25 protein-coding genes and 1 tRNA gene are annotated in these 25961 nt (G+C 66.2%); 20 read left to right on the top strand and 6 right to left on the bottom strand.

Annotation, left to right across the window (positions count from 1 at the left end; all coding sequences use genetic code 11):
* The first annotated feature begins 5 nt into the window (after positions 1 to 5).
* Both AC06FB_RS02535 and AC06FB_RS02530 read left to right on the top strand, forming a co-directional pair.
* Positions 6 to 620: a YqaA family protein gene (locus tag AC06FB_RS02535; RefSeq protein ID WP_053519732.1), complete on the top strand. Its 615-nt coding sequence runs from the start codon at positions 6 to 8 to the stop codon at positions 618 to 620.
* Complete coding sequence (locus tag AC06FB_RS02530; RefSeq protein ID WP_053519733.1) at positions 617 to 1390, top strand: peptidoglycan DD-metalloendopeptidase family protein; 774 nt, start codon at positions 617 to 619, stop codon at positions 1388 to 1390. Before AC06FB_RS02535 ends, AC06FB_RS02530 begins: the two co-directional genes overlap by 4 nt.
* A gap of 116 nt (positions 1391 to 1506) precedes the next feature.
* Here the strand turns inward: AC06FB_RS02530 and AC06FB_RS02525 are convergent, their stop codons facing one another.
* A complete protein-coding gene (locus AC06FB_RS02525) occupies positions 1507 to 1881 on the bottom strand; it encodes an Mth938-like domain-containing protein (protein ID WP_053519734.1) in 375 nt (124 codons plus the stop codon).
* A 13-nt stretch (positions 1882 to 1894) separates the two neighbouring features.
* The gene (gene yhbY, locus AC06FB_RS02520; RefSeq protein WP_053519735.1) at positions 1895 to 2200 is read right to left on the bottom strand and encodes a ribosome assembly RNA-binding protein YhbY; all 306 of its coding nucleotides are present in this window, start codon (positions 2198 to 2200) and stop codon (positions 1895 to 1897) included.
* A 65-nt stretch (positions 2201 to 2265) separates the two neighbouring features.
* Here yhbY and rlmE point away from each other — a divergent pair, with 65 nt between their 5' ends.
* The 16 genes from rlmE (at position 2266) to AC06FB_RS02440 (ending at position 17549) form a co-directional block, all read left to right on the top strand.
* Positions 2266 to 2898, top strand: coding sequence for a 23S rRNA (uridine(2552)-2'-O)-methyltransferase RlmE (gene rlmE, locus AC06FB_RS02515; RefSeq protein ID WP_065181256.1), 633 nt, complete (start codon positions 2266 to 2268; stop codon positions 2896 to 2898).
* 66 nt (positions 2899 to 2964) lie between these two features.
* Complete coding sequence (gene ftsH, locus AC06FB_RS02510; RefSeq protein ID WP_053519737.1) at positions 2965 to 4902, top strand: ATP-dependent zinc metalloprotease FtsH; 1938 nt, start codon at positions 2965 to 2967, stop codon at positions 4900 to 4902.
* A gap of 103 nt (positions 4903 to 5005) precedes the next feature.
* Positions 5006 to 5191: a hypothetical protein gene (locus AC06FB_RS02505; protein ID WP_065179301.1), complete on the top strand. Its 186-nt coding sequence runs from the start codon at positions 5006 to 5008 to the stop codon at positions 5189 to 5191.
* A gap of 159 nt (positions 5192 to 5350) precedes the next feature.
* Positions 5351 to 6247 (top strand): dihydropteroate synthase, encoded by an 897-nt coding sequence (gene folP, locus AC06FB_RS02500; RefSeq protein ID WP_262101239.1) that lies wholly within the window; start codon positions 5351 to 5353, stop codon positions 6245 to 6247.
* A complete protein-coding gene (gene miaA, locus AC06FB_RS02495) occupies positions 6247 to 7200 on the top strand; it encodes a tRNA (adenosine(37)-N6)-dimethylallyltransferase MiaA (RefSeq protein ID WP_262101240.1) in 954 nt (317 codons plus the stop codon). Before folP ends, miaA begins: the two co-directional genes overlap by 1 nt.
* A gap of 96 nt (positions 7201 to 7296) precedes the next feature.
* Positions 7297 to 7572 carry an RNA chaperone Hfq gene (gene hfq / locus AC06FB_RS02490; protein ID WP_004152891.1) on the top strand — a complete coding sequence of 92 codons (276 nt, stop codon included), beginning with the start codon at positions 7297 to 7299 and terminating at the stop codon, positions 7570 to 7572.
* A 14-nt stretch (positions 7573 to 7586) separates the two neighbouring features.
* Positions 7587 to 8897, top strand: a complete 1311-nt coding sequence (gene hflX / locus AC06FB_RS02485; RefSeq protein ID WP_065174932.1) for a ribosome rescue GTPase HflX — start codon at positions 7587 to 7589, stop codon at positions 8895 to 8897.
* Positions 8898 to 9017: 120 nt separating this feature from the next.
* A complete protein-coding gene (locus tag AC06FB_RS02480) occupies positions 9018 to 9512 on the top strand; it encodes a CinA family protein (protein ID WP_053520002.1) in 495 nt (164 codons plus the stop codon).
* A gap of 34 nt (positions 9513 to 9546) precedes the next feature.
* Positions 9547 to 11229 carry a 2-polyprenylphenol 6-hydroxylase gene (ubiB, locus tag AC06FB_RS02475; protein WP_262101347.1) on the top strand — a complete coding sequence of 561 codons (1683 nt, stop codon included), beginning with the start codon at positions 9547 to 9549 and terminating at the stop codon, positions 11227 to 11229.
* Positions 11230 to 11318: 89 nt separating this feature from the next.
* Complete coding sequence (gene lexA / locus AC06FB_RS02470; protein ID WP_053520003.1) at positions 11319 to 11954, top strand: transcriptional repressor LexA; 636 nt, start codon at positions 11319 to 11321, stop codon at positions 11952 to 11954.
* Between the two features lie 204 nt (positions 11955 to 12158).
* Positions 12159 to 13196 carry a recombinase RecA gene (recA, locus tag AC06FB_RS02465; protein ID WP_053520004.1) on the top strand — a complete coding sequence of 346 codons (1038 nt, stop codon included), beginning with the start codon at positions 12159 to 12161 and terminating at the stop codon, positions 13194 to 13196.
* A gap of 110 nt (positions 13197 to 13306) precedes the next feature.
* Positions 13307 to 13801, top strand: coding sequence for a recombination regulator RecX (recX, locus tag AC06FB_RS02460; protein ID WP_262101241.1), 495 nt, complete (start codon positions 13307 to 13309; stop codon positions 13799 to 13801).
* Between the two features lie 109 nt (positions 13802 to 13910).
* A complete protein-coding gene (gene alaS, locus AC06FB_RS02455; protein ID WP_478053340.1) occupies positions 13911 to 16559 on the top strand; it encodes an alanine--tRNA ligase in 2649 nt (882 codons plus the stop codon).
* 147 nt (positions 16560 to 16706) lie between these two features.
* The gene (gene csrA, locus AC06FB_RS02450; RefSeq protein ID WP_053520007.1) at positions 16707 to 16910 is read left to right on the top strand and encodes a carbon storage regulator CsrA; all 204 of its coding nucleotides are present in this window, start codon (positions 16707 to 16709) and stop codon (positions 16908 to 16910) included.
* A 77-nt stretch (positions 16911 to 16987) separates the two neighbouring features.
* Positions 16988 to 17080: transfer RNA gene (locus AC06FB_RS02445), tRNA-Ser, on the top strand.
* Between the two features lie 283 nt (positions 17081 to 17363).
* Positions 17364 to 17549 carry a hypothetical protein gene (locus AC06FB_RS02440; RefSeq protein ID WP_146256229.1) on the top strand — a complete coding sequence of 62 codons (186 nt, stop codon included), beginning with the start codon at positions 17364 to 17366 and terminating at the stop codon, positions 17547 to 17549.
* A gap of 294 nt (positions 17550 to 17843) precedes the next feature.
* On the opposite strand, the gene AC06FB_RS02435 is transcribed toward AC06FB_RS02440, so the two are convergent.
* Both AC06FB_RS02435 and AC06FB_RS02430 read right to left on the bottom strand, forming a co-directional pair.
* Positions 17844 to 19952: a phosphocholine-specific phospholipase C gene (locus AC06FB_RS02435; protein ID WP_478053384.1), complete on the bottom strand. Its 2109-nt coding sequence runs from the start codon at positions 19950 to 19952 to the stop codon at positions 17844 to 17846.
* An 8-nt stretch (positions 19953 to 19960) separates the two neighbouring features.
* Positions 19961 to 22339: a TonB-dependent receptor gene (locus AC06FB_RS02430; protein WP_478053339.1), complete on the bottom strand. Its 2379-nt coding sequence runs from the start codon at positions 22337 to 22339 to the stop codon at positions 19961 to 19963.
* A 225-nt stretch (positions 22340 to 22564) separates the two neighbouring features.
* Here AC06FB_RS02430 and AC06FB_RS02425 point away from each other — a divergent pair, with 225 nt between their 5' ends.
* Positions 22565 to 23710 (top strand): alpha/beta fold hydrolase, encoded by a 1146-nt coding sequence (locus tag AC06FB_RS02425; protein WP_180876655.1) that lies wholly within the window; start codon positions 22565 to 22567, stop codon positions 23708 to 23710.
* Positions 23711 to 23717: 7 nt separating this feature from the next.
* Here AC06FB_RS02425 and AC06FB_RS02420 read toward each other — a convergent pair whose 3' ends face one another.
* Complete coding sequence (locus AC06FB_RS02420; RefSeq protein ID WP_065181266.1) at positions 23718 to 24857, bottom strand: MFS transporter; 1140 nt, start codon at positions 24855 to 24857, stop codon at positions 23718 to 23720.
* A gap of 201 nt (positions 24858 to 25058) precedes the next feature.
* Here AC06FB_RS02420 and AC06FB_RS02415 point away from each other — a divergent pair, with 201 nt between their 5' ends.
* A complete protein-coding gene (locus AC06FB_RS02415; protein ID WP_262917636.1) occupies positions 25059 to 25181 on the top strand; it encodes a hypothetical protein in 123 nt (40 codons plus the stop codon).
* Positions 25182 to 25226: 45 nt separating this feature from the next.
* Here AC06FB_RS02415 and AC06FB_RS02410 read toward each other — a convergent pair whose 3' ends face one another.
* The gene (locus AC06FB_RS02410; protein WP_053520377.1) at positions 25227 to 25928 is read right to left on the bottom strand and encodes a pirin family protein; all 702 of its coding nucleotides are present in this window, start codon (positions 25926 to 25928) and stop codon (positions 25227 to 25229) included.
* Positions 25929 to 25961 lie beyond the last annotated feature (33 nt).

Here is a 25961-nt window from a genome sequence, read left to right as displayed (position 1 = left end):
GTTGCATGAAGATTTTCGGACCGCTGTACGAGCGGGCGATGAAGTGGGCGGCGCACGAACGCGCGCCGACCTACCTGACGGTGCTGAGTTTTTTCGAGGCGATCATCTTTCCGGTGATGCCGGAAGTGATGCTGGCGCCGATGTGCGTGGCTCAACCCCGGCGCGGCTGGTGGTTCGCGACCCTCAGCCTGGCCGGTTCGATGGTCGGTGCCGTGGTCGGCTATGCGCTGGGTCACTTCGCATTCGAGGCGATCAAGCCGTTGTTCGAAGTGCTGGGCATGTTGCCGGCAATCGAACAGGGCATCACCACCGTGCAGGAGAAGATGGCCGAATCGCCGTGGGCGGTGTTCACGTTCCTGGTCCTGGGCGGCTTCATGCCGATCCCGATGAAGGTCTTCACGTGGGCATCGGGTATCGTCGGCGTACCGATGCCGCAGTACCTGCTGAGCATGCTGATCGGACGCGGCAAGCGCGTGTATGTGCTCGCTGCCGTGATCCGCATCGGTGGAGCGCGCGCCGAAGCGGCGCTGCGTCGCTGGATTGAACCGCTGGGCTGGATCGCCACCGCGTTGGTGGTGGTGCTGATCGCCTGGCTTGTATGGAGGTCGAAGTTCGCATGAGTGCTGATCGTCTGAGCAAGGGAGTGCGCGTCGGCGCGCTGGTGCTGCTGGTTTCCGGCCTGGCTGCCTGTGGCACTGCCACGGTGGTGCGGCCCAATGGCAGTGGTGGCGGGGCGGCGGTCACTACGCCCAAGACTTCGGTGGCCAAGCCGGGGCAGACCGTGGTCGTGCGCAAGGGCGACACGATCTACGCGCTGGCCCGCATCCACGACATCACCCCGGCCGATCTGATCGCGTGGAACAGCCTGGACAACCCGTCGACGATCTATCCGGGGCAGGTCATCCGCCTGTATCCGCCGGGGGCCAGCAGCGGCCGCGCACCGACCACCGTGGTCACCGCGCCGCGCAGCGGCGGCAGCACGGCACCGGCCACGGCACCGGCCGGTCCGGTGAAGAGCAACATCGCCTGGCGCTGGCCGGCCGATGGCGCGATCGTGGGCCGCTACGTGGCCGGCGACGCAACCAAGCAGGGCGTCGACATCGCCGGTACCAGCGGGCAGGCCGTCAAGGCCACCGCCAACGGTGTGGTGGTGTACTCGGGTGCCGGACTGGTCGGTTATGGCGAGCTGATCATCATCAAGCACAGCGACCAGTGGCTGTCGGCCTACGGCCACAACCGCAAGCGCCTGGTCAATGAGGGGCAGAGCGTGAAGGCGGGTGAGCAGATTGCCGAGATGGGGCGCACCGGCGCGAATCGCGACATGCTGCACTTTGAAATCCGCTACAACGGCAAGCCGGTCGATCCGCAGCAGTACCTGCCAGCGCGCTAGCGCAGGCAGGTACGGTAGCGCCGGGCCATGCCCGGCGTACGTGCACCAAGGTAGCGCCGGGCCATGCCCGGCGTACGTGCACCAAGGTAGCGCCGGGCCATGCCCGGCGGTGGTCCTCAACCTTCCAGGATGAACGCGGCCGCCACCTTGCGGCCTTCGCCGGCAAGGATGTTGAAGGTGCGCGCCGCGGCAGGGTTGTTCATCACTTCCAGGCCGATCCCGCGCGACAGGCAGGCGGCCATCACCGCAGCCGACGGAAACACCTGCCGCTCGCCGGTTCCCAGGACGATCAATGCAGGACTCAGTGCCAGCACCGGTTCCAGGTCGGCCACCGTCAGCGCCGCCGCATCGGCGACAGGCCAATGTTCGACAAGCTGGTCCGGCGTCAGCAGAAAGCTGCTGGCCAGCACCGTGTCATTGACCTTGGCCGAGCGGCCATCGGCAGCGCGCAGGCTGTAGGCGTAATCGGGCGGCTCGTGGTTCAGCTGCATGGCGGTAGCGCGATCAGCCGCGCGGCAGCACGATCTGGCGCTGTTCCCTGCTCGGGCGATACAGCACGGCAACGTGACCGATGCGCTGCACCAGCGCACTGTCGGTGGCTTCGACGATCTCGCCGATCATCGCGTCCCGGGCCTCGCGGTCCTCGGCTGCGACCTTGACCTTGACCAGTTCGTGGCGCTCCAGCACTTCGTTCAGCTCCGCGATGAAGGCCGGGGTCACTCCCTTGCCGCCGGTCTGCAGCAGGGCCTTCAAGTCGTGGGCTTGGCCGCGCAGGAAACGGGTCTGGGAGGCGGTCAGGGCGATGGACATGCAGGAAAAGACGGTTGAATGGGGGGATCAGGGTATCATGACGGCCCCATCAGCCCCTGTTTCCAATGGCAACCCGCAGCAAAAGCAGCCAGCGCTGGCTCAAGGAACACTTCTCCGACCCCTTCGTGAAGAAGGCGCAGGCCGAAGGCATGCGCTCGCGGGCGGCCTACAAGCTTGAAGAGTTGCTTGAACGTGACCGCCTGCTGAAGCGGAACATGGTCGTGGTGGACCTCGGTGCCGCCCCTGGCGGATGGTCTCAGCAGGTTCGGAGACAGATGGGAGACACCGGCCGCGTGCTGGCGCTGGACATCCTGGAGATGCCGCCGCTGGCGGGTGTGGAGTTCCTTCACGGTGACTTCAGGGAAGAAGCCGTCCTATCTCAGTTTGAAGCCATGCTCGGGGACGAGCCGGTGGACCTTGTGCTGTCGGACATGGCCCCCAATAAAAGTGGCATGGACGCGGTCGACCAGCCGCGGATGATGCATCTGGCGGAGCTGGCGCTGGACTTCGCCGACAACCACCTGAAGACCGGCGGGGCGTTCCTGATCAAGCTGTTCCAGGGTGTGGGCTTTGACGACTACGTGCGTGAAATGCGCCGTCGCTACGACAAGGTCTCCATCCGCAAGCCGGAAGCGTCGCGCAAACGCTCTCCCGAGGTGTACGCCTTGGGTCAGGGCAAACGCGCCCACATGAAGTAAGCTCGCAACGTAAGTTTCAACCCCAACGCAACGCCCGCACTGAGAGGAACACCGGAGCCAATGAGGATGAACGACTTGACCAAGAACCTCCTGCTATGGGTGGTCGTCGCCGTCGTGCTGATGGTGGTCTTCCAGAGCTTCTCGCCCAAGTCCTCCGGGGCCGGTGCGCAGGGTGCGTCCTATTCGCAGTTCCTGGACCAGGTGGACAGCGGCAACGTGCAGAAGGTCGCCTTCGGCGGCGACATGCGCGGCGGCACCAGCCAGATCACCTACACCACCCGGGGTGGACAGTCGTCCACCATCACCGCGCCGTTCGATCGCGACCTGATCAACGTGCTGCGCACCAAGAACGTCGAGATCGTGCAGGAGGAGCCCTCCAGCGGCATCTCCTTGGGCGCGATCCTGATGAATTTCCTGCCGGTCATCCTGATCATCGGCTTCTGGCTGTTCATCATGCGCCAGATGCAGGGCGGCGGCGGCGGCGCCAAGGGCGCGATGTCCTTCGGCAAATCGCGCGCCAAGCTGCAGGGCGAGGACCAGATCAAGGTCACCTTCGCCGATGTCGCCGGCTGCGACGAGGCCAAGGAGGAAGTGGGCGAACTGGTCGACTTCCTGCGCGACCCGTCCAAGTTCACCAAGCTGGGCGGCAAGATTCCGCGTGGCGTGCTGATGGTCGGCCCGCCGGGTACCGGCAAGACGCTGCTGGCCAAGGCCATCGCCGGTGAGGCGAAGGTGCCGTTCTTCTCGATCTCCGGTTCGGACTTCGTGGAAATGTTCGTCGGCGTCGGCGCCAGCCGCGTGCGTGACATGTTCGAGCAGGCCAAGAAGCACGCCCCGTGCATCATCTTCATCGACGAGATCGATGCCGTCGGCCGTCACCGTGGTGCCGGCCTGGGCGGCGGTCACGACGAGCGCGAGCAGACCCTGAACCAGCTGCTGGTCGAGATGGATGGCTTCGAGGGTGGCGAAGGCGTGATCGTGATCGCCGCGACCAACCGCCCGGACGTGCTGGACCCGGCACTGCTGCGCCCGGGTCGCTTCGATCGCCAGGTGGTGGTCGGTCTGCCCGACGTGAAGGGCCGCGAGCACATCCTGAAGGTGCACATGCGCAAGCTGCCGCTGGCCGACGACGTCGAGCCGCTGGTGATCGCACGCGGTACCCCGGGCTTCTCCGGCGCGGACCTGGCCAACCTCTGCAACGAGGCAGCCCTGTTTGCCGCGCGTGGCAACGAGAAGGAAGTCCGCATGGACCACTTCGACCGTGCCCGCGACAAGATCCTGATGGGTGCCGAGCGCCGTTCGATGGCCATGAGCGAGGAGGAGAAGACGCTCACCGCCTACCACGAAGCCGGCCATGCCATCGTCGGCCGCCTGGTGCCCGAGCACGACCCGGTCTACAAGGTCACGATCATTCCGCGCGGCCGCGCCCTGGGTGTGACCATGTACCTGCCTGAGGGCGACAAGTACTCGATGAACCGCGTGGCGATCCAGTCGCAGCTGTGCTCGCTGTACGGCGGCCGCGTCGCCGAAGAGCTGATCTTCGGCACCGACAAGGTCACCACGGGTGCGTCCAACGACATCGAGCGCGCCACCAAGATGGCCCGCAACATGGTCACCAAGTGGGGCCTGTCCGAAGAACTCGGTCCGATCGCCTATGGCGAGGAGGACGACGAAGTCTTCCTGGGCCGCTCGGTGACGCAGCACAAGAGCGTGTCCAACGACACCGCGCGCCGCATCGACGAGGAAGTGCGCAACATCCTCGACAAGGCCTACGCCCGCACCACCCAGCTGCTGACCGACAACATCGACAAGCTGCACACGATGTCGCAGCTGCTGCTGCAGTACGAGACCATCGACGCGCCGCAGATCGACGCCATCATGGAAGGTCGCGAGCCGCCGCCGCCGGCGGGCTGGAACAAGTCGAACAAGGACGGTGGCAGCAACGACAAGGGCGGTGATGCCCGTCCGCTGCCGCCGATCGCCGGTCCGGCCGAATCGCACTGACGGCCCCGCCGCACGTGACATCAGACGAGGCCGGGGCAACCCGGCTTCGTCGTTTCCGGGCCCTCGGCCCACCCCGAAGAACCGATCTGACGCTGGAGCCCGCATGTCCGCCCCGAAGCCCGAACCGATTTCCCACACCGTCGAGATGGTCATCGCCACCGTGGTCGGTGTGGGTGTGGGCCTGGGGGCCGACAATCTGCTGCTGGGCTGCGTGGTGGGTATTGCGGTCGGCATCGTGCTGAGCATTGCCAGGACCCTCTACGTGGACCGCAAGCGCCGCCGCCGTTGAGGGGTGTCGGCAGGGCTGACGCCCTGCAACCGGACCGGCCCCGCCTTTCATCAGCAAAGCAGCTGTTGCTCTGGCTGTTGTTGTCGCCCTGGCCTCTGCGGGTGCAGGGCGCAGCCCTGCCGAACTAAACTACCCGCCGTTGTCCCTGCAGGATTGCCCATGTTCGATACCTCGCCCCAGCTCGACTGCGCCGGTCGCATCCTGCGCCTGGACCGTGCCCGGGTCATGGGCATCGTCAACGTCACCCCGGATTCGTTCTCTGACGGCGGGCACCATGACACCACGGAAGCCGCGGTCGCGCATGGCCTGAAGCTGGTGGAAGAGGGCGCCGACCTGCTCGACATCGGGGGTGAATCGACCCGTCCCGGCGCTGTACCGGTATCGGTGGAGGAAGAGCTCCGCCGCATCGTTCCGGTCATCGAGCAGCTTGCGGCGCGTACCTCCGTGCCGATCAGCATCGATACCTTCAAGCCTGAGGTGATGCGCGCGGCGGTGGCCGCCGGCGCCGGCATGATCAACGACATCTTCGGCCTGCGCCAGGACGGCGCGCTGGAAGCGGCCGCTGCGGCCAACGTGCCGGTGGTGCTGATGCACATGCAGGGCGAGCCGGGCAACATGCAGGCCGATCCGCACTACGACGACGTCGTTGCCGAAGTCCACGGGTTTCTCGTGCAGCGCCTGTTCGCCGCCGAGATGGCCGGCATCGCGAAGAAGCATCTGGTCATCGATCCAGGTTTCGGCTTCGGCAAGAACACCGCGCACAACATGACCCTGCTGGCGCGTTCGGAGCGTTTTCTGGAACTGGGCGTGCCGATGCTGGCGGGCCTGTCGCGCAAGCGCAGCCTTGGCGAGCTGACCGGGCGTGACGCGCCGGCCGAGCGGGTGGCGGCGTCTGTGGCCGCGCACCTGATTGCCGTGCAGCGCGGTGCGCGTATCGTGCGTGTACATGACGTCGCCGCCACCGTCGATGCACTGAAGATCTGGCAGGCGGTGGACGCCGTGCCGGCGCCACGCGATGACACCCGGGCGACGATCAGCTGGCCGGACGAAGACTGATGGGCGTTGACCGGCGGCCGCTGGCGATTGCCGTGATGGGGCCGACCGCCAGTGGCAAGACGGCCACCGCGATCGCCCTGGCCCGGCAGCTGGATGGCGAGATCGTCAGCGTTGACTCGGCGCTGGTCTATCGCCATCTGGATATCGGTTCGGCCAAGCCCGACGTTTCCGAGCGCGCACAGGCGCCGCATCACCTGCTGGACCTGCGTGATCCGTGGCAGACCTACTCAGCGGCGGAGTTCGCCGCCGACGCCGGCCGCGTCGTCGCCGACATCGTTGCGCGTGGACGGATGCCGATCCTGGCCGGGGGCACCGGCCTGTACTTCCGCGCCCTGCTGCAGGGACTGTCGCCCATGCCGGAGGCCGACCCGGCCCTGCGCGCCACGCTGGCAGCCGAGGCCGCCGAGCGCGGTTGGGCCGCGTTGCATGCCGAACTGGCGAAGGTGGACCCCGCCGCGGCTGCCCGCATCCATGCGACAGACCCACAGCGGATCCAGCGGGCGCTGGAGGTCTATCGACTGACGGGAACGCCGATCAGCGAGTGGCAGCGCCGGCCCGGCGTGGCGCCGCTGCCGGTACGCACCCTGAAGCTGGTCCTGGCGCCGCACGACCGGGCAATCCTGCACCGGCGGATCGAGGCCCGCTTCGATGCCATGCTGGCCCAGGGCTTCCTCGACGAAGTGCGCGATCTGCGCGCGATTCCGGAAATGGCCGCTGTCGCGGCACCGCTGGACCTGCCGGCGGTGCGTGCGGTCGGCTACCGCCAGGCTTGGGAGCACCTGGACGGTCGGATCGATGCCGGCGGCTTCCGCGACAAGGCGATATTCGCCACCCGCCAGCTGGCCAAGCGGCAGCTGACCTGGCTGCGGGGTGAGCTTGACGCGCGCTGGTTCGACCCCCATATCGACCACGAGCGGATGGCCGACGCGGTGTCGACCTTCGTCGCACGCTGAACCGCCGCCAGCCGTGTAACATCACTGTCCGGCGGGCGGCTCGGGGGCCGCGGCGGCCGCCGGCAACCCAATAAGAACAATAATCAGGAGTGAGCAATGTCCAAGGGGCAATCGCTGCAGGATCCTTTCTTGAATGCACTGCGGCGCGAGCGCGTGCCGGTTTCGGTGTACCTGGTCAACGGCATCAAGCTGCAGGGCACGATCGAGTCGTTCGATCAGTTCGTGGTCCTGCTGCGCAATACGGTCAGCCAGATGGTCTACAAGCATGCGATCTCCACCGTGGTGCCGGCACGCAATGTGAAGGTTGGGCCGGGCGGTGGTTATGTGCAGTCGGGTGAAGGTGGTCAGGCAGGTGATGAAGCAGACGAGTAAGACCGGAGCGGTGAATGTTTGACCGCTCGAAAAAGGGTGAACATGCCCTGTTGATCCAGCCGCACTTCGGCAAGCTGGAAGACGACGTGCTGGAAGAGTTCGGTGATCTGGCCCGCTCGGCAGGGGCCAGCATCGCTGCCACGATCACCGCGCGCCTGGACCGTCCCAATCCCTCGACCCTGATCGGCAGCGGCAAGCTGGATGAGATCAAGGCAGCAGCCGACGCCACCGGCGCCGATCTGGTGCTGGTCAACCATGCGCTGAGCCCCGGCCAGGAACGCAACCTGGAACGCTTCCTGGAGCGCCGGGTGATCGACCGTACCGGGCTGATCCTGGACATCTTCGCGCAGCGCGCTCACAGCCACGAAGGCAAGCTGCAGGTCGAGCTGGCGCAGCTGCGCCACCTTGCGACGCGGCTGGTGCGCGGCTGGACCCATCTGGAGCGCCAGCGCGGTGGTTCGATCGGCCTGCGCGGCCCGGGCGAAACCCAGCTGGAAACCGATCGCCGTCTGCTGCAGAAGCGGGTGGAGCAGTTGCAGAAGCGGCTGGAGAAGGTCGAAGTCCAGCGCACCCAGATGCGCCGTGCGCGCGTGCGCAGCGAACTGCCACGTGTGGCCCTGGTGGGTTACACCAATGCCGGCAAGTCGACCCTGTTCAACGCGATGACCGGCGCCGAGGCCTATGCGGCCGACCAGCTGTTCGCGACCCTGGACCCGACGGTGCGCCGCATCGCTGTGCCGGGTGGCAACGTCGTGCTGGCCGACACCGTCGGCTTCGTCCGCGACCTGCCGCACGACCTGGTGGCCGCGTTCCGCTCGACCCTGTCCGAGGCCCGCGAGGCCGATTTCCTGCTGCACGTGGTCGATGCGGCCGATCCGCACCGCGAGGAGCGCATCGCCCAGGTCGACGAGGTGCTGGCTGCGGTCGGTGCGGGTGATCTGCCGCAGCTGCTGGTGTTCAACAAGATCGACCGTATCGAGGGCGCCGAAGTGCGCCACGATGGTCAGGATGGCGTGCCGGACGAGTCGCGCCGCGAGCGGGTCTGGATCTCCGCGCGTGACGGGCAGGGCCTGGAGCTGTTGCAGGCGGTGCTGGGCAAGCGCCTGGGGTTGCAGCATGTGACCGGGGAGCTGCGCCTGCCGCCGGATGCGGGCCGCCTGCGCGCGCGCCTGCATCAGCTGGAAGTGATCCGCAGCGAGCAGGCAGACGAGGAGGGCTGGCTGCTGCAGGTCGATCTTCCGATTGCCGAAGCCGAAAAACTCGCGGCGGGCATTGATGGCGGGCCGATCCGTGCCCTGCTGCCGGAAAAGCTGCCGGAATGGTGAGATAGCGCCGCACAATCCCGGTGCGCGCCGCTGCGTAGTCGGGCGCGTACCGGCCGGGACGCGACACGCGCCTGCCATCTGCGGTACAACAGGCGGGTTCTTCACCCCACTGTCATCTCGATGTCCATCCCTACCGACGCCGACCTCAACGCCCAGGCTGCCGCACTCGGGCAGCGCCTGCAGCAGGCCTCGCTGCAGCTTGTGACGGCTGAAAGCTGCAGTGGCGGCTGGATCGCCAAGACCATGACCGACATCGCCGGTTCCTCGGCGTTCTTCGACTGCGGCATGGTGGTCTACAGCTACGAAGCCAAGCAGCGCCTGCTTGGGGTACGCGCGCAGACGCTGGAGCAGTTCGGTGCGGTGAGCCGCGAAACGGTGCTGGAGATGGTGTCCGGCGCTCTGATCAACTCCGGTGCCGGCATCGCGGTGGCGGTTACCGGCATTGCCGGTCCTGGTGGCGGCAGCCCGGACAAGCCGGTCGGCAGCGTCTGGATCGGCTGGAAGCGCCGCGGCGGATACGCCCGGGCGGAACTGTTCCAGTTCGATGGCGACCGCGAAGCCATCCGCAGGCAAACCGTCGCTGCGGCATTGCACGGTATCGACGCCCAGCTGTGACATGCTGCTGCGGTAATCGTCCGGAGCACGCATGATGTGGGAAACGCTGGGCACCGTCCGTGACCTGGGGAGGCTGCAGGAAATTGCAGCGGTCCTGATCCGTTATGGCTTCGGCGACGTGGTGCGCCGGGTCGGCCTGGCCACGGTGCTGGAGCGTGCCGGGCGCCTGCTGCACTGGAACGAGGACCGCCAGCATCTGCTGCGGATGACCGCGCCGGTGCGGGTGCGCAGCGCCCTGCAGGACCTCGGTCCGACGTTCGTCAAACTCGGACAGGTGCTGGCGACCCGTGTCGATCTGCTGCCGCCGGAGTGGATCGCCGAGCTTTCCGAACTCCAGAATGCGGTACCGGCCCTTCCTTATGCGCAGATCCGCGCGCAGCTGGAGGCCGATCTGGGCGCGCCTCCGCAGCAGGTATTCGCCTTCCTCGAGGAAACACCGATGGCGGCGGCCTCGCTGGCGCAGGCCCATCGCGCGCGCCTGCTGGACGGCCGCGAAGTGGTGCTGAAGGTGCGTCGTCCCGGCATCCGTGACGTGGTCGAAGCCGACCTGCGCCTGCTGGCACGGCTGGCCGAAATCGTCGAGGCGCGTCTTCCGGATCTGCGCCGTTACCGGCCGGCAGAGGTGGTGCAGCAGTTCACCGTATCGCTGCGGCGCGAACTCGATTTCGCGGCCGAATGCCGCAACGCGGAGCGCATCGCACGCAACTTTGAAGGTCGCGACGACATCCTTGTTCCCGGCGTGCATTGGCAGTGGACCTGCGAAAGCCTGAACGTGCAGGACTTCGTGGACGGCATTCCGGGCCGCGATCTTGCCGGCGTGGACGCAGCAGGGCTGGACCGTCGTGAACTGGCGCGGCGCGGTGCCAACATCGTATTGAAGATGGTGCTCGAGGACGGCAGCTTCCACGCCGATCCACACCCGGGCAACATCATCTATCTGCGTGACGGCCGCATCGGCGTGATCGACTTCGGCATGGTCGGGGCACTGTCCGAAGTGCGTCGCTTCCAGGTTGCGCAACTGCTGCACGGGCTGGTCGAACAGGACCCGCAGGGGGTGGCCGACGTCCTGCTGGACTGGGCCGGGGGCGTGGAGGTGGATGAGAACCGGCTGCAGCACGACATCAGCCAGTTCGTCGACCAGTACCGTGGCGTGCCGCTGAAGGATCTGCGCATCGGCCTGATGCTGGGCGACATCACCCAGTTGCTGCGCAGCTACAGCCTGACCCTGCCGGCCGACCTCGCACTGATGATCAAGGCGTTCCTCACCCTGGAAGGCATGGGCCGGCAGCTCGACCCGGACTTCGACATGGCCAGTGCCGCACGCCCCTTCCTGGAGCGGGTGGTACTGCAGCGCTACGCGCCGCGGGCATTGCTCAAACGCGGCCGGCGCAGCCTGTTGGGAATGATCGACTTCGCCGGCGATCTGCCGCGCGATCTGCGCAAGCTGGTGCAGGCGGCGCGCCGTGGGCGCCTGCAGCTGAAGGTCGAGACCAGTGCGCTGCAGGGCTTTGGCGAGCAGGTGAACCGTGCGGCCAATCGCATGGTGATGGGCATCGTGACTGCAGCGCTGATCATCGGCTCATCGATCGTCATGCACAGCGTCGGTGGGGTCTCCAGCCGCTGGCTGCTGGCGCTCGGGGTTTCCGGATTCGTCGGGGCCGGTATCTGCGGCGTCTGGATCCTGTTCTCCATCTGGAGAAGTGGCAGGCACGACTGAGTGTCGTTCGCTGCGGTATCGCCCGGCACGCTTCGCCCTGTCGTGTCCGGCACTTGCAGTTCCCGTAGTTAGTAGTAATACTACTAACCATGGACCTGACCGACACCCAGCAGGCGATCCTGCAGTTGATCGCCGAGCGTATCGAGAGCGAAGGCGCGCCGCCGTCGCAGACTGAAATCGCACGTGCGTTCGGCTTCAAGGGCGTACGCGCGGCCCAGTACCACCTGGAGGCGCTGGAGCAGGCGGGAGCGATCCGCCGCATTCCCGGCCAGGCGCGGGGCATCCGCCTGGTGCAGGCTCCCCCCGTGGAGACCCTGGCCGAGCCCGGGCTGCCCGAGAGCGTGCTGCGGCTGCCAGTACTGGGGCGGGTCGCCGCCGGCCTCCCTATCGGCGCGGATATCGGCTCGGACGATTTCGTGGTGCTGGACCGGGTGTTCTTTTCGCCCGCGCCGGATTACCTGCTGAAGGTGCAGGGTGACTCGATGATCGACGAAGGGATCTTCGATGGTGACCTGATCGGCGTGCACCGCACCCGCGACGCCCATTCGGGGCAGATCGTGGTGGCGCGCATCGATGATGAGATCACCGTCAAGCTGCTGAAGATCGCGAAGGACCGTATCCGGCTGTTGCCCCGGAACCCCGATTACAAGCCGATCGAAGTGCTTCCCGACCAGGACTTCTCGATCGAAGGCCTGTACTGCGGCCTGTTGCGGCCGAATCGCTGAAGCGTTCGAAGGTGCGTTACCCCGCGGTCTTTTGTGGCGATTCTCTGGTTCCACCGAGGTTGGTACGGATGTCCGATAATTCTTTTCAGAGCGCCGGGCAGAATCTCAGCCTGTGCGATACGTCCGCCTTAAAGTGAACCCATGGCAAAGAAGACCCCCAAAGACAGCACCCCCAACGAAATGACCTCTGCAAGGACCAATACGATGGACGAGAACAAGAAGCGCGCATTGGCTGCTGCTCTGGGCCAGATCGAAAAGCAGTTCGGCAAGGGCTCGGTGATGCGCATGGGCGACCGTGTGGTCGAGCCCGTCGAAGCCATCCCGACCGGTTCGCTGATGCTCGACATCGCATTGGGCATCGGGGGTCTGCCGAAGGGCCGCGTGGTGGAAATCTATGGACCGGAGTCCTCGGGCAAGACCACGCTGACGCTGCAGGCCATCGCCGAGTGCCAGAAGATGGGAGGCACCGCTGCCTTCATCGATGCCGAGCACGCTCTCGACCCGATCTATGCCGCCAAGCTTGGCGTGAACGTGGACGATCTGCTGCTGTCGCAGCCCGATACCGGTGAACAGGCATTGGAAATCGCCGACATGCTGGTCCGTTCCGGCTCGGTGGACATCCTGGTGATCGACTCGGTCGCGGCATTGACCCCGAAGGCCGAAATCGAGGGCGAGATGGGCGACCAGTTGCCGGGTCTGCAGGCCCGCCTGATGAGCCAGGCGCTGCGTAAGCTGACCGGCAACATCAAGCGCTCGAACACGCTGGTGATCTTCATCAACCAGCTGCGCATGAAGATCGGCGTGATGATGCCGGGCCAGAGCCCGGAGACCACCACGGGTGGCAACGCGCTGAAGTTCTATGCCTCGGTCCGTCTGGACATCCGCCGCATCGGTGCCATCAAGAAGGGCGATGAGATCATCGGTAACCAGACCAAGATCAAGGTCGTCAAGAACAAGCTGGCCCCGCCGTTCAAGCAGGTAATCACCGAGATCCTGTATGGCGAAGGCATCAGCCGTGAAGGTGAACTGATCGACATGGGCGTGGATGCCAAGCTGGTCGAGAAGGCCGGTGCCTGGTACAGCTATGGCGAAGAGCGCATCGGCCAGGGCAAGGACAACGCCCGCGGTTATCTGCGTGACAACCCGACCGTCGCCGCCAAGCTCGAAGCCGAGCTGCGCGAGAAATTCCAGCCGTCCGAGGCCGTCCGCGAGGAAGGCGACGACGAAGGCGACGACGAGTAAGTCTTGCTGTGGGGTAGGGTGACGCCGTCAGTGACGTCGCTCTACCCCGCAGGTTCGAACCGCCCAGGATGGGCAGGGTGCCAGGGACGGCGCCACCCCTGGAGGGATTGATGTCCGACAGCGACGAACCTACCTCGACAGGCCGAAAGCGCCGGCCTCGCGAGCAGACTCCGGTGCAGCGGGCACTGGGCCTGCTGGTCCGCCGGGAGCATTCACGCAAGGAATTGACCCGCAAACTGACTGCGCGGGGTATCGAAGACGAAGCCGCGCAGGCAGCGGTCGCCAAGCTGACCGAAGCGGGGTGGCAGGACGACACCCGGTTTGCCGAGAACCTGGTACGCATGCGGGCCAACACCGGTTACGGCCCCATCCATGTGCGTGCCGAACTGGGGACCCACGGGCTGGACAGTGCCGCGATTGCCGCAGCGATGGACAGCTACGAGGGCGACTGGCAGGAGAACGCCCGTGATCTGGTCCGCCGCCGCTTTGGCGAGGCCGGCCCACAGGACCTGGCGCAGCGCCGCAAAGCGGCGGATCTGCTGGCGCGGCGGGGCTTCGACGGTGACAGCATCCGCCATGCGACCCGCTACGACCCTGACGATTGAGACTGGCGGCGCCGGGCCTGATACCCTTTAGGTTTTCGGCGGTCCGTCGCGACCCTGGCCCAGGCGGCCGGTGGTCCGGGTCCGCCGGCCCGCAGACTGCCAGCCCCCAATGAACGCACCCGCCAAATTCACGACCTCCCAGATCCGCAGCGATTTCCTTGAATTCTTCAAGGGCAAAGGCCATACCATCGTGCCGTCGGCACCGCTGGTGCCTGGCAACGATCCGACCCTGCTGTTCACCAACTCCGGCATGGTGCAGTTCAAGGACGTGTTCCTCGGTGCCGAGAAGCGCAGCTACGTGCGCGCGGCCGATGTCCAGCGCTGCCTGCGCGCGGGTGGCAAGCACAACGATCTTGACCAGGTCGGCTACACCGCCCGCCATCACACCTTCTTTGAAATGCTGGGCAACTGGTCGTTTGGTGACTACTTCAAGAAGGACGCGATTGCGTGGGCGTGGGAGCTGCTGACCCAGGTCTGGAAGCTGCCTGCCGAGCGCCTGCTGGTGACTGTCTACCAGACCGACGACGAAGCCTACGAACTGTGGCGCGACATGGTGGGGGTGCCGGAAGAGCGCATCGTGCGGATCGGCGACAACAAGGGCGCGCCGTTCGCTTCGGACAACTTCTGGCAGATGGCCGACACCGGCCCGTGTGGTCCGTGCACCGAGATTTTCTACGACCACGGCGACCACATTGCCGGCGGTCCTCCGGGGTCGCCGGATGAGGATGGCGACCGCTTCATCGAGATCTGGAATCTGGTGTTCATGCAGTTCGACCGCCAGCCGGACGGCACTCTGGTGCCGCTGCCGGCGCCGTGCGTGGATACCGGCATGGGCCTGGAACGTCTTGCGGCGATCCTGCAGCATGTCCACACGAACTACGAGATCGACCTGTTCCAGGCTCTGATCCGCAAGGCCGCCGAGCTGACCGGTACCTCCGACCTGGAGAACAAGTCGCTGCGCGTGATTGCCGACCACATCCGCGCCTGCTCGTTCCTGATCGTCGATGGCGTCCTGCCTTCCAACGAAGGACGGGGCTATGTGCTGCGCCGTATCATCCGCCGCGCGCTGCGCCATGGTTGGATGCTGGGTGTGCGCCAGCCGTTCTTCAGCAAGCTGGTGCCGACGCTGGTTGCACAGATGGGCGAGGCCTATCCGGAGCTGCCGGCGGCAGCGGACACCGTGACCCGCGCGCTGCAGGCTGAGGAGGAGCGGTTCGCCGAGACGCTCGACGCCGGCATGAAAATCTTCGAAGACGTTGCGGCAAGGGCCGGCAATGGCGTGATCCCGGGTGGTGACGCCTTCCGCCTTTACGACACCTATGGCTTCCCCCTGGACCTGACCCAGGACATCGCCCGCGAGCGTGACCTGACGGTCGATATCGCCGGGTTCGATGCGGCGATGGAACAGCAGCGCGAGACCGCGCGTGCCGCGGGCAAGTTCGGTGGTGGCGTGACCCTGCCGGCCGAGCTGGTGGCGACGCTCACCCCGACCGTGTTCCTGGGCTACGACCGCCTGCAGGCCGGTGACCTGACCGTGCTGGCGCTGCTCAAGGAGGGGCGTCCGGTACAGTCGGCCAGTGCCGGCGATGCCGTCATCGTCATCACCAACCAGACGCCGTTCTATGCCGAGTCCGGCGGCCAGGTCGGCGATACCGGCGTAATGACCGGCAACGGCGTGCGGCTGGCGGTGGAAGACACCCAGAAGTTCGCGGGCCAGTTCCACGGCCATGTCGGTACCCTGACCGAAGGCGACCTGAAGGTGGGCGATGTGCTGGCTGGCGAGGTCGACGGTGAGCGCCGCGGCGCCACCATCCTCAACCACTCGGCCACCCACCTGCTGCACGCGGCCCTGCGCGAAGTGCTGGGCACGCACGTGCAGCAGAAGGGCTCGCTGGTGGCGCCAGACCGCCTGCGTTTCGATTTCTCGCATTTCCAGCCGATCAGTGCCGAAGAACTGGCCGTGATCGAGCGCAAGGTCAATCAGCAGGTGCGTGCCAACAATGTTGCCGAAGTGCACTCCATGGGCATGCAGGAAGCACTCGATTTCGGCGCAATGGCACTGTTCGGAGAGAAGTACGGCGAAAAGGTCCGGGTACTGAAAATGGGCGACTATTCCACCGAACTGTGTGGTGGCACCCACGTCAAGCGTACCGGTGATATCGGCCTGTTCAAGATCACCTCGGAAGGGGGTGTCTCCGCGGGCGTGCGTCGCATCGAAGCGGTCACCGGTCAGGGCGCCCTGGATTACGTCGATGCCGAAGAGGCGCGGTTGGCCGAGGCGGCCGAGCTGCTGGGTGGCAGTGCTGCCGACGTGGTCGAGAAGATCCGGGCGCTTGGCCAGCGCCAGAAGCAGCTGGAACGTGAACTGGAAGCGGTGAAGGCCAAGGTTGCCGCGGGTGCGACCGCCGACCTTTCCAGCCAGGCGGTCGAGGTCGCGGGCGTGAAGGTGCTGGCGGCCCGCCTGGAGGGCTTCGACGCCAAGGCGCTGCGCGATGCCGTGGACCGCCTGAAGCAGCAGCTGGGAGACGCGGTGATCGTGCTGGCAGGTGCCCAGGACGGCAAGGCCGCCCTGGTCGCCGGCGTGAACGGCAGTGCAACGGGCCGGGTCAAGGCCGGGGAACTGTTGTCGCATATCGCCGGTCAGATCGGGGGCAAGGGCGGCGGACGCCCGGACCTCGCCCAGGGTGGTGGCGAGGACGGGCCCGCCCTTGCCACTGCACTGGCTGCCGTCGTCGAATGGGTCAGCCCCCGCCTGTGATGAAGCCTGCCGTCCCCCTTCTTGTAGGAGCGGGACGGCTGACGGTACCATTGCGAATCTTTTCCCTTTGTCGTGGTAGCGCTTCTTGACGAAGCGTCAAGCCGGTGGGGGATACCCTTCCACACGGTTCCATGGAGACTTACAAAAATGTTGATCCTGACTCGCCGCGTCGGCGAAACCTTGATGATCGGTGACTCGGTGAGCGTCACCGTGCTCGGCGTCAAGGGTAACCAGGTACGTATCGGCATCACTGCGCCGAAGGACGTCGCTGTGCATCGCGAAGAGATCTACCAGCGCATCCAGCGTGGTGACGAAGCCGGCAGCGCCGGTGGTGAAAATTCTGCGGAATAAGGCTTTACCTTCGCGCGTGATTAACGTTATGATTCACGCCCCGCTGAGGTGCGACGCACCCCTGCGGTGAAATCCCCGGAGTGATGCCCGAGTGGCCGAAGGGGCTCCCCTGCTAAGGGAGTATAGGGTCAAAAGCTCTATCGAGGGTTCGAATCCCTCTCACTCCGCCAGATACAAAGAAGCGCCTGCAGATCCTCGATCTGCGGGCGTTTTTCTTTTTGCGGCCTTGGACACTTGCTTGGACACCCTGTCATGCGAATAGCGCACTACCTGGGCCGTGGTACCACCTTCCGCTTCTACATTCGGCCGAATGTGCCGAGCGATCTTCAATCTCTGCTGGCTGCAAGGTCATCAAGCGCGCCACGGCACAACCCGCACGCGTGTCGCCACCGCCTGTGCGCTGGTGTTGCAGGCAGGCTATGCTCAAGTCTTCTGGCGCTAAGGAGAGCTATCATGAGACAGGGCGAAACAGCTGAGTCCGAAGACTCCAAGAATGCAGTGTCCGAGGCTTATTACGTCTTCCGAGTAAAGAAGCGCGATGTGCATGGTGTTTCATTGGTCGCTGCGATTTGGTTCATTTGGAGTCAGGGCGGTGAAGTTGTAAATCTGTTCAAGAATTTGTTCGAAGCTCTCGCTTGATTGCCTGGCCTCATAAGGCGTTCAAAGCCCTCGCCTGCGAGGGCTTTGCTATTTCTGCTCCAGCAGTTCGCGTGCACTTGTCGACTCTGCGGTGCGGTGGCGCTGGCCACTGGACTCACCGGCAGAACTTGTTCGGATCACCCAATGGTTCGGTACACTGCCCCCGCTCGTCGCGCGGCTGTTCCACGCCGGGCTGGTACAGCTCCGGGGCGCTGATCCGCTTGCACCCGGTCAGGGGAATCCGTGCTGTGTCCGGTGAACAGCGCAATCTCCCTCTCTGGAGCGTCCTCGACCTCAATCGTGCTGGAACCGCAAGGGTTCACTGCCCATCGCCGGATCGCTGGTGCCGGGGCGGCCATCCTCGACGCGCCCTGCCAGGCGCAGCGCACCGCTTCCTGCGCTGACATGCAGGTCGTACCACCCTGCGGTGGGGGCTGCATCCCAGGCCAGCGATGTTTCCGAGCGCGCGGGGATGTCCAGCGTCTGGTCGGGCATGTGCCCGGCATAGGCGCCTCCCTGCACGCGGACCCGGCAGGGTTCATTGCCCGGGTTACGCAGAAGCAGGCGAAGCTGACCATCGGCGCGCTCCACATCCGCCAGCAACATCGGGGAGGTGGCATCGCCGCGGAAGTGGCGATGGAATCCATTGGGGCCCAGCAGCCACAGGTCGAAGCGGCCATCGGCAGCAAGCGGCCAGCGCGCCTGCACGGGCGTGCCCGGCACCAGCGTGTAGCGCCTCGGAATCGCGTCCAGGCGCAGCCGGTCGTAGACATGCAGTACCGCTGCCGCTCCTTCGCAGCCCAGCTGCAGATCGATGCTTCCGGCGGCCAATGCGGTGATCCGGGCCTGCGGCCGATAGGGCAGGGCGCGTGCCGGTCTCACCCCGGCTTCCTGGCGTGCAGGGTGCAGCCCCTGCGGCAGTGCAGGCACGGTCCGGCCCGGCAGGGCCGCCGCGCGCGCGGCCACCGCATCGACGTCAGGCAACGCTTGCACGAAGGGGCGGGTATCGCGCTGGGCGAAATCGAACGCGTGGGTCAGATCGCCACAGATCGCGCGCCGCCACGGTGAGATGCCCGGTGCGGGCACACCGAAGCGGCGTTCGATCAGGCGCAGTACCGAGGTGTGGTCATACACCTGCGAATCGACCCAGCCGCCCCGGCTCCAGGGCGAGATCACATACAACGGCACGCGTGGGCCCAGTCCATAGGGGCGGCCACGCAGCTCGGCGGCGTCGTACTTCTCGTCGCCAGGCGCAGGATGCCGATGGTATTCGCCTTCGGTGCCGACCGACGATGCGCCGGCCCAGCCATCCTCCAGCGGTGAAGGCGGGGCGGGCGGCGGCACGTGGTCGAAGAAGCCGTCGTTCTCGTCGAACATCAACAGCAGGGCGGTACGACTCCAGACCTCCGGGTCAGCGGTCAGCGCGTCGAGCACGCGCGCGGTGTAGGCCGCGCCCTGCGCCGGGCTGGAGGGGCCGGGATGTTCGCTGCCGGCAGCGTCGGCGATGATGAAGCTGACCTGTGGCAACTGCCCGTCGACCACATCCTGGCGCAGCTGTGCCAGCCCGCGCGTGCTGACCCCGCGTGCGCGAAGTTGTGGATCGTGGCCCGGTGCAGCGCGGTACGCCTGCCGGAAGGTCTCGAATCCCGCCAGCGGGTTGTCGGTGAAGTTGTCGGCCATGTCCTGGTAGATCTGCCAGGACACCCCCGCCTGCTGCAGCTGCTCGACGTAGCTGGCCCACTGGTAGGACGCCGGATGGCCGCCGTGCTCCGGGAAGTTGTCGTGGGAGTTGGCGATCACCGGGCCGCCGGCGCGGGCAAAGGGATCGTTGTGGCCGGTCCACAGGAACACCCGGTTCGGGTTGGTGCCGGCCTGGATCGCGCAGTGATAGGCATCGCAGACGGTGAAGGCATCGGCGAGTGCGAACTGGAAGGGCAGGTCGCTGCGCTGGAAGTAGCCCATGGAGTGATTCTGCTTGGCCTTGGGCCACTGCCCCATGCGCCCATGGTCCCAGGCACGCTGCGCGTCAGGCCAGGAGTGCGGCGTGCCTTCGACGCGCATGTAGCCGAAGTGCGCGGCGGTATCCAGCGGGAACGGTGCGATCGCGCGGCTGCCGCTGGCATCGGGTTGCAGCCACAGGGTGCGCGCAGCGCCACCGCCCGCCAGGGGGGCGGCGGGGGCCACGAAACGATCACCGAATCCGCGCACGCCCGGCAGGGTGCCGAAGTAGTGATCGAACGAGCGGTTCTCCTGCATGAACACCACGATGTGCTGCAGGTCCTGCAGGCTGCGGGTGCGTGCATCGGGGGCGATCGCGGCGGCCCGGGCGATGCTCGGCAGCAGCGGTGAAAGGCCGGCGGCAAGGCCGGCCTGCAGCAGTCGGCGACGGCCGATATCGGTCACGGGTTCACTCACAGGTCCACGCGGAAGGAGATGCCGACGGTGCGCGGAGCGCCGATGAAGGCGCTGTCGCGGCCGTCGACACCTGCAAGATACCGCTTGTCGGTGAGATTGCTCACCACCAGGTTCGCACCCATGCCCTTCAGGCGTGGCGACAGGCCCTGCAGATCGAAGCCGATGTTGGCATTGAACACCGTGGCCGAGGGCAGTCTGCTGGCGTTGGCAGCATCGAGGTAGCGCGTTCCCAGGTAGCGGCCTGACAGGCCGAAGTTCCAGTTCTCGCCCTGCCAGTCAGCCGAGACCACCAGGATCTGCTCGGGCTGGCCGATCACCTTGGCGCCATCGACGATGCCCAGCTGGGCGTCACGCGCGGAATCGCCGCTGCCGAGGTACTTCGAGCGGTTGTAGGTATAGGCCGCGTTGATCCGCCAGCCGTTGTCCCAGCCGTATCCGAGCGCCGCTTCCAGGCCATTGCTCTCCACGCCCCCGAAGTTCTCGTAGACGCCGTCGGTCTCGCCCAGGTAATCGATGCCGCTGACGAAACCGGCCGGCAGGTAGACGATGCGGTTGTCGAACTTGATGTTGTACAGGGTGACCGAGGCGGTCAACGGCCAGCGGCTGATGCGCATGCCGAGTTCGATGTTGTCGGCGGTCTCCGGCTCGACGTTGCGGAAGCGCTGCGGATCGGTCTCGCCCAGTACGCCTGAGGGGATGGCCGCGAAGTTCTGCGAGAAGCCTGCGAACAGTTCCATGCCCTGAACACCGGGTGCCCAGGTGAAGCCGGTGGACAGCAGCGGATCGGACTTTGAATCGGACGTGACGTTCTCGGCGGCGCCGATCACACGCTGGCGGGACTGGTCCACGAAGAACTGCTTCACGCCCAGGCGCGCGCTGAAGGGGCCGAAGCGGGCCACGTCCTCGATGTAGTACATCTGCTCATCGACCTTGTACCGGTCTTCGAACTGGACCCAGTACGGCTGGTGATCGAAGGCGATGTCCTGCCCGACGTTGAGCAGCCGGTGCCAGTCGCGGCGTGCGGAGCGGTCCAGCTTTTCCACCCACAGGCCACCGCGGACCGTGTTGTCGATGCTGCCGAAGGTCTGCCGCCACTCGACGTCGGCAGTGACGCCCATGCGGTCGTTGTCGTAGTGGGTGTGGCGGTAGGACTGGGCGCCGAGCACATTTCCGGCGTAGCAGCCCGGATCATACTCGGCCGTGAAGCCCAGCCGCGGCGTGCAGGTGGCCAGACGCTGGGCGGCGCTGCCATCGGGATTGACGAAGTAGATCTGGCCCCGGTTGCTGCCGCCGTACACGGTGCTGCCGCCGGTGTACTCCGACTCGGGGCGACCGCTGCCATCGTCGCTGACCTGCGCCAGGTACGGCGGCAGCCAGTCGCCGCGACCCTGCATGCGATGACCGTAGGCCGCCATCGAGGCCTTGAAGCCGTTGCCACCGTCGAAGGCGGCGCGCAGGTAACCGAAGGTGTTCTCGCGCAGGGCACGGGAACCGGAACGGAAATTCTGATCCAGATAGGGAATGCCGGTCAGGGTGCCGACCAGGTTGTCGCGGTCCGGATTGGTGGCGAAGCCCTGAGGCGAGACGCTGGTGTATTCCGGTTCGTCGGCATCGTTGTAGGACAGATAGCCGGTGAGTGTCCAGCGGTCCAGTTCGGTGACGAACTTGCCGGCGATATGGTCGTTGCGGGTGCGGCCGCTGCCGTCGATCCAATCGTGCACGCGCGCCGAGGATGCACTGACCCAGGCACGGGTGTGGCCGCCAAGCACGCCGGTGTCATAGCGCACGTAGTACTTGCGCGCTTCATTGTCACCGGCACCGACGACGAAGCGCAGCCGGCTGTCCTGCAGCGGATCGCCGGTGAGGAAGTTCAGGGTGCCGCCCAGCGCCTCGTTCGAGCGCGAGGAGATGTCAGCCGTGCCCTGGCTGACCTCCACCGTTTCCAGGTCCAGGGTGTCGATGTAGCGATTGGCCAGGGAGCCACCGCCGTAGCCCGAGCCACCATTGGGCAGGCCATCAATGGTGGTGCCGATCTGCTGCGTATCGCGGTTGGTGACGAAGCCGCGCATGCTGATCTGCGTGCCCCACACCGACGAACCGGTGGCATCGGCCTCGCTGACGACCACGCCGGGCACTTCGTTGAGCGCGTCGTTGACGCTGCTCATCACCAGCTGCCGGTTCAGTGTTTCCGTGCGCACCGCAGTCTTGGCGTAACTGGTTGCCTGGCCGATCACCTGGACCTGGTCCAGCGTGCGGGCGTCGCTGCGACGTGTCGTGTCACCCTCTCCCTGCGGTGCTTCGGCGAGGGCGTCCAGTGTGGGCGCGATCAGCAGGGCAAGCAACGAGATACGGGGAATACGCGCATGCGTTGGCATCGAAACCGGACCTTCACGAGTGGGGGAAGCCCCGGAGTGTCGGCAGCGGCAGTGACGTGACGGTGACGTGCAGATGCAGCCTTCATTGCACCCGCGGCGCGGGAGGCGCCCTGCACCAAGCTGAATCGATGCTGCGCTGTCATCAAGCCGTCATCGAACCGCGATAGATGGCAAGCGCGGTGCCCGCTAGGCTGCCACGCTGTCGCATTTCTTCCTTGATCGCCCATGAAGCGCCCGCTGCTGCTGTTGCTGGCGTGCGCCGGCCTGTGGCTGGCTGCATGCTCTTCCTCGATGAATGCCGCATCCACCTCGCTCGCCGACCGCCTGGTCGCGCCGGGCGGCGTGTCGACGCTGCTTGACCAGCCGCGCATCGCTGCGGCCATTGCCGGGATTCCCAATCGCCATGGTTTCGCGCCGGGCCGTGATGGCGTGCCGATCTTCTGGCGCGTGTTCGATCCGGGCGACTACGGCGCCCGCTATCGCTATCTGCCGCAGCGGCATGAGAATGGCCTGCCGCTGGACACCGGACTCAGCCTGTCGGTGCCGCAGCCGTTCCGGGCACAGGCGCCGCGTGGCACCGTGGTGCTCCTGCACGGCTGGATGATGAACGGCGATTCGATGCTGCCGTGGTCATTGCAGCTGGCCGGATCGGGCTATCGCGTGGTCACGCTCGACCTGCGCAACCACGGTCAGTCCGGGGCTGGACCCTCCGGCTATGGCACCTACGAATCGGACGACGTGGTCGATGTGATCGCTGAGCTGCGCGCACGCGGCGAAGTCACCGGGCCCCTGTATCTGTTCGGCGTGTCCTATGGCGCGGCGACGGCGGTGTTCACCGCTGAAAAGCTCGGTGACCAGGTTGCCGGCGTCGTCGCGATGGAGTCGTTCGCCAATGCCGGCGTAGCCATCCGCACGATGATTCCGCACCTGATGGCGCTGCAGCCGGAAGGGTGGAAGGCACAGGCCGTGGCCTCATATGCGCGGTGGCGTTATGGCGGACAGGACATCGACCAGGTGATTGCTGCGGCCAGCCGCCGCATCGATGTCGATCTTGACCATGTGGATGTGGCTCGCGCGCTGGCCGACACGCGCGCCTGCGTGCTGCTGCTGCACGGGCAGGGCGACCAGCACATTCCTGTGAGCCAGGGGCGCGAACTCGCGCAGGCCAACCCGCGGGCGCACTACATCGAGATGCGCGGCGAGGACCATATCACCCTGCCGCTGCGGCTGGATCTGTTGGCCGGTGTGGTCGACGACTGGATGGCGCGCGACGAACGGCACCCCCCGTCCACCTGCCCGGCGCCGCAGCTGCCGGCACAGGCCGAGTGGCTGGTGCACGATGTGCCGGCAGCGGAGCCGGCACGCGGTTGATGCATCGTCAGGACAGCCGGCGCGCTAGTGCCGGCGCCGACAGCGCGACACCGATCAGCAGTGCCGCCACGCAGAGGAACGCGAAGCCCAGGCTGCTGGCATGGGCCAGTGCGCCGATCGCGGCCGGGCCGGCGAGAATGCCGGCATAGCCGAGTGTGGTGACCGCCGTGATGGCGATGTTCTCGGGCATCGCGCGCTGCTGTCCAGCCATCGAGAACAGTGCCGGCACGATGTTGGCGCAGCCCAGGCCGACCAGCGCATGGCCCGCAAGGGCAACCGGCAACGATGGCACCAGGGTGGCCACGGCAAAGCCGGCCGCAGCGGTGATGCCGCCGATGACAAGGGTGCGGGTGCGGCCGAGACGCTCGACGATGCCATCGCCGAACAGGCGCATGGCTGTCATCGCCAGAGTGAACACCGCGAAGCCCGCGCCGGCCTGGTCGCGAGGCACCTGCCGTACCTCGGCCAGGAACACGGCGCTCCAGTCCAGCATCGAGCCTTCGGCGAGAAACACCACGAATGCCAGCACGCCGATGAACAGCACCACGCCATGTGGCAGTGCCAGCAAGGGGCCTTCGTGCAGGATCCGTTGCGGACGCCAGTGCGGTGCCGACAGCACAGCTACCAGCAGCAGTGCCGCCGCCGCGAGCAGCGCGGCCAGCCAGAGCGGTGTGCCCAGGATCAGCAGACCGGTCATGCAGCCGGCGCCGACAAAGCCACCGATGCTGTAGAAGGCGTGGAAGCCGGACATCATCACCCGGCCGGCTTCGCGTTCGACGGCCACTGCCTGCATGTTCATCGTGCAGTCCATCGCACCCACGCCCGCGCCGAACACGAACAGGGCCGCACCGAGCACGAAGGGCGAAGGCGGCACCGCCAGCAGCGGCAGTGCCAGCAGCACGAGTGCACAGGTGACCACCAGCAGCCGACGGCAGCCGAAGCGACCGGTCAGCGCACCGGCCAGCGGCATGGCCAGCAGTGAGCCCAGCCCGAGGCACAGCAGCACGGCGCCCAGACCGGCGTCGGACAGCCCTGCCTGGGCCTTGGCGAAGGGCACCATCGGTGCCCACGCGGCGGTGGCGAAACCGGGAATGAAGAAGGCGGCGCGGGTGGCGTGCTGCTGGGCACGTGGGGAAGAAGGCGTCATGCGCAGTAGGAAGCTCCAGTGAACCGACATGGAAGCGATTTCATGGCGGTTCGGCAAGTGCCAACGGAGGGGGGGCGACATGCATACGATTGCAGCGCGCCAAGGGCGAGGCGGCATCGAACCCCGCCCCGCACCGCGACGGTGATCTGTGGCCGCGTATGGACAGACCCCACGAGAGCTTCTGTTCAGAACCCGCAGATGATGGCCGATCGGATCCAGCCCCGGCGTCTTCTGCAACTGGATGCGAGCCATGCTTCGCTGGCGTCGAAACCGGCCGAGGTGACTGCGTTGATTCTGGAGGCCTGCGCCGCCGTCGGCGGTTGAGGCCAGAGGTCGCCCGCGGTACCGGTCGGCACCGCGGGCGTGACTTCACAGCGGCAGGTCGAACACCAGCACTTCGGCGTCGTTGCCGTTCTCCAGCGTCAGCTGCGCTTCGTCGCTGATCTGCAGCGCATCACCGGCTTCCAGGGTGATGCCGTTGACCTGCAGCTGGCCACGGGCGACCTGCACATAGGCACCGCGTCCGCTGCCCAGGGCGTGGTGCAGCTTGTGGCTGCCGTCGAGCAGGGTGGCGAAGATGCGGGCATCCTGGTGGATGCGCAGCGAACCATCTGCACCGTCGGGCGAGGCGATCAGGCGCAGCTGGTTGCGCTTGCTGTCCGGCGTGAAGTGGGTTTCCTCATACGACGGGGTGATGTTCTCCGTGTCCGGGAAGATCCAGATCTGCAGGAAATGCACGGGTTCGGTGGCCGAGTGGTTGAACTCGCTGTGGCTGACGCCGCTGCCGGCGCTCATGCGCTGCACATCGCCGTAGCGCAGTACCGAACCGGTGCCCATCGAGTCCTTGTGTTCCAGTGCGCCGCCCAGCACGTAGGAGACGATCTCCATGTTGCTGTGGCTGTGGGTGCCGAAGCCCTGGCCGCCGATCACCTTGTCCTCGTTGATCACCCGCAGCGGACCGAAGCTGACATAGCGCGGATCGTAGTAGTTGGCGAACGAGAAGGTGTGGCGCGAGGACAGCCAGCCATGTTCGGCCAGGCCACGGGTAGCACTCTTGCGGATCTGCAGCATGGGATATCTCCTTGTTCGATGTTTTCGATGGGG

The organism is Stenotrophomonas sp. Steno-C15 (assembly GCF_056393265.1).
The sequence above is the reverse complement of the archived record's forward strand: the minus strand, read 5'-3'. Positions and strand labels throughout refer to the sequence as shown.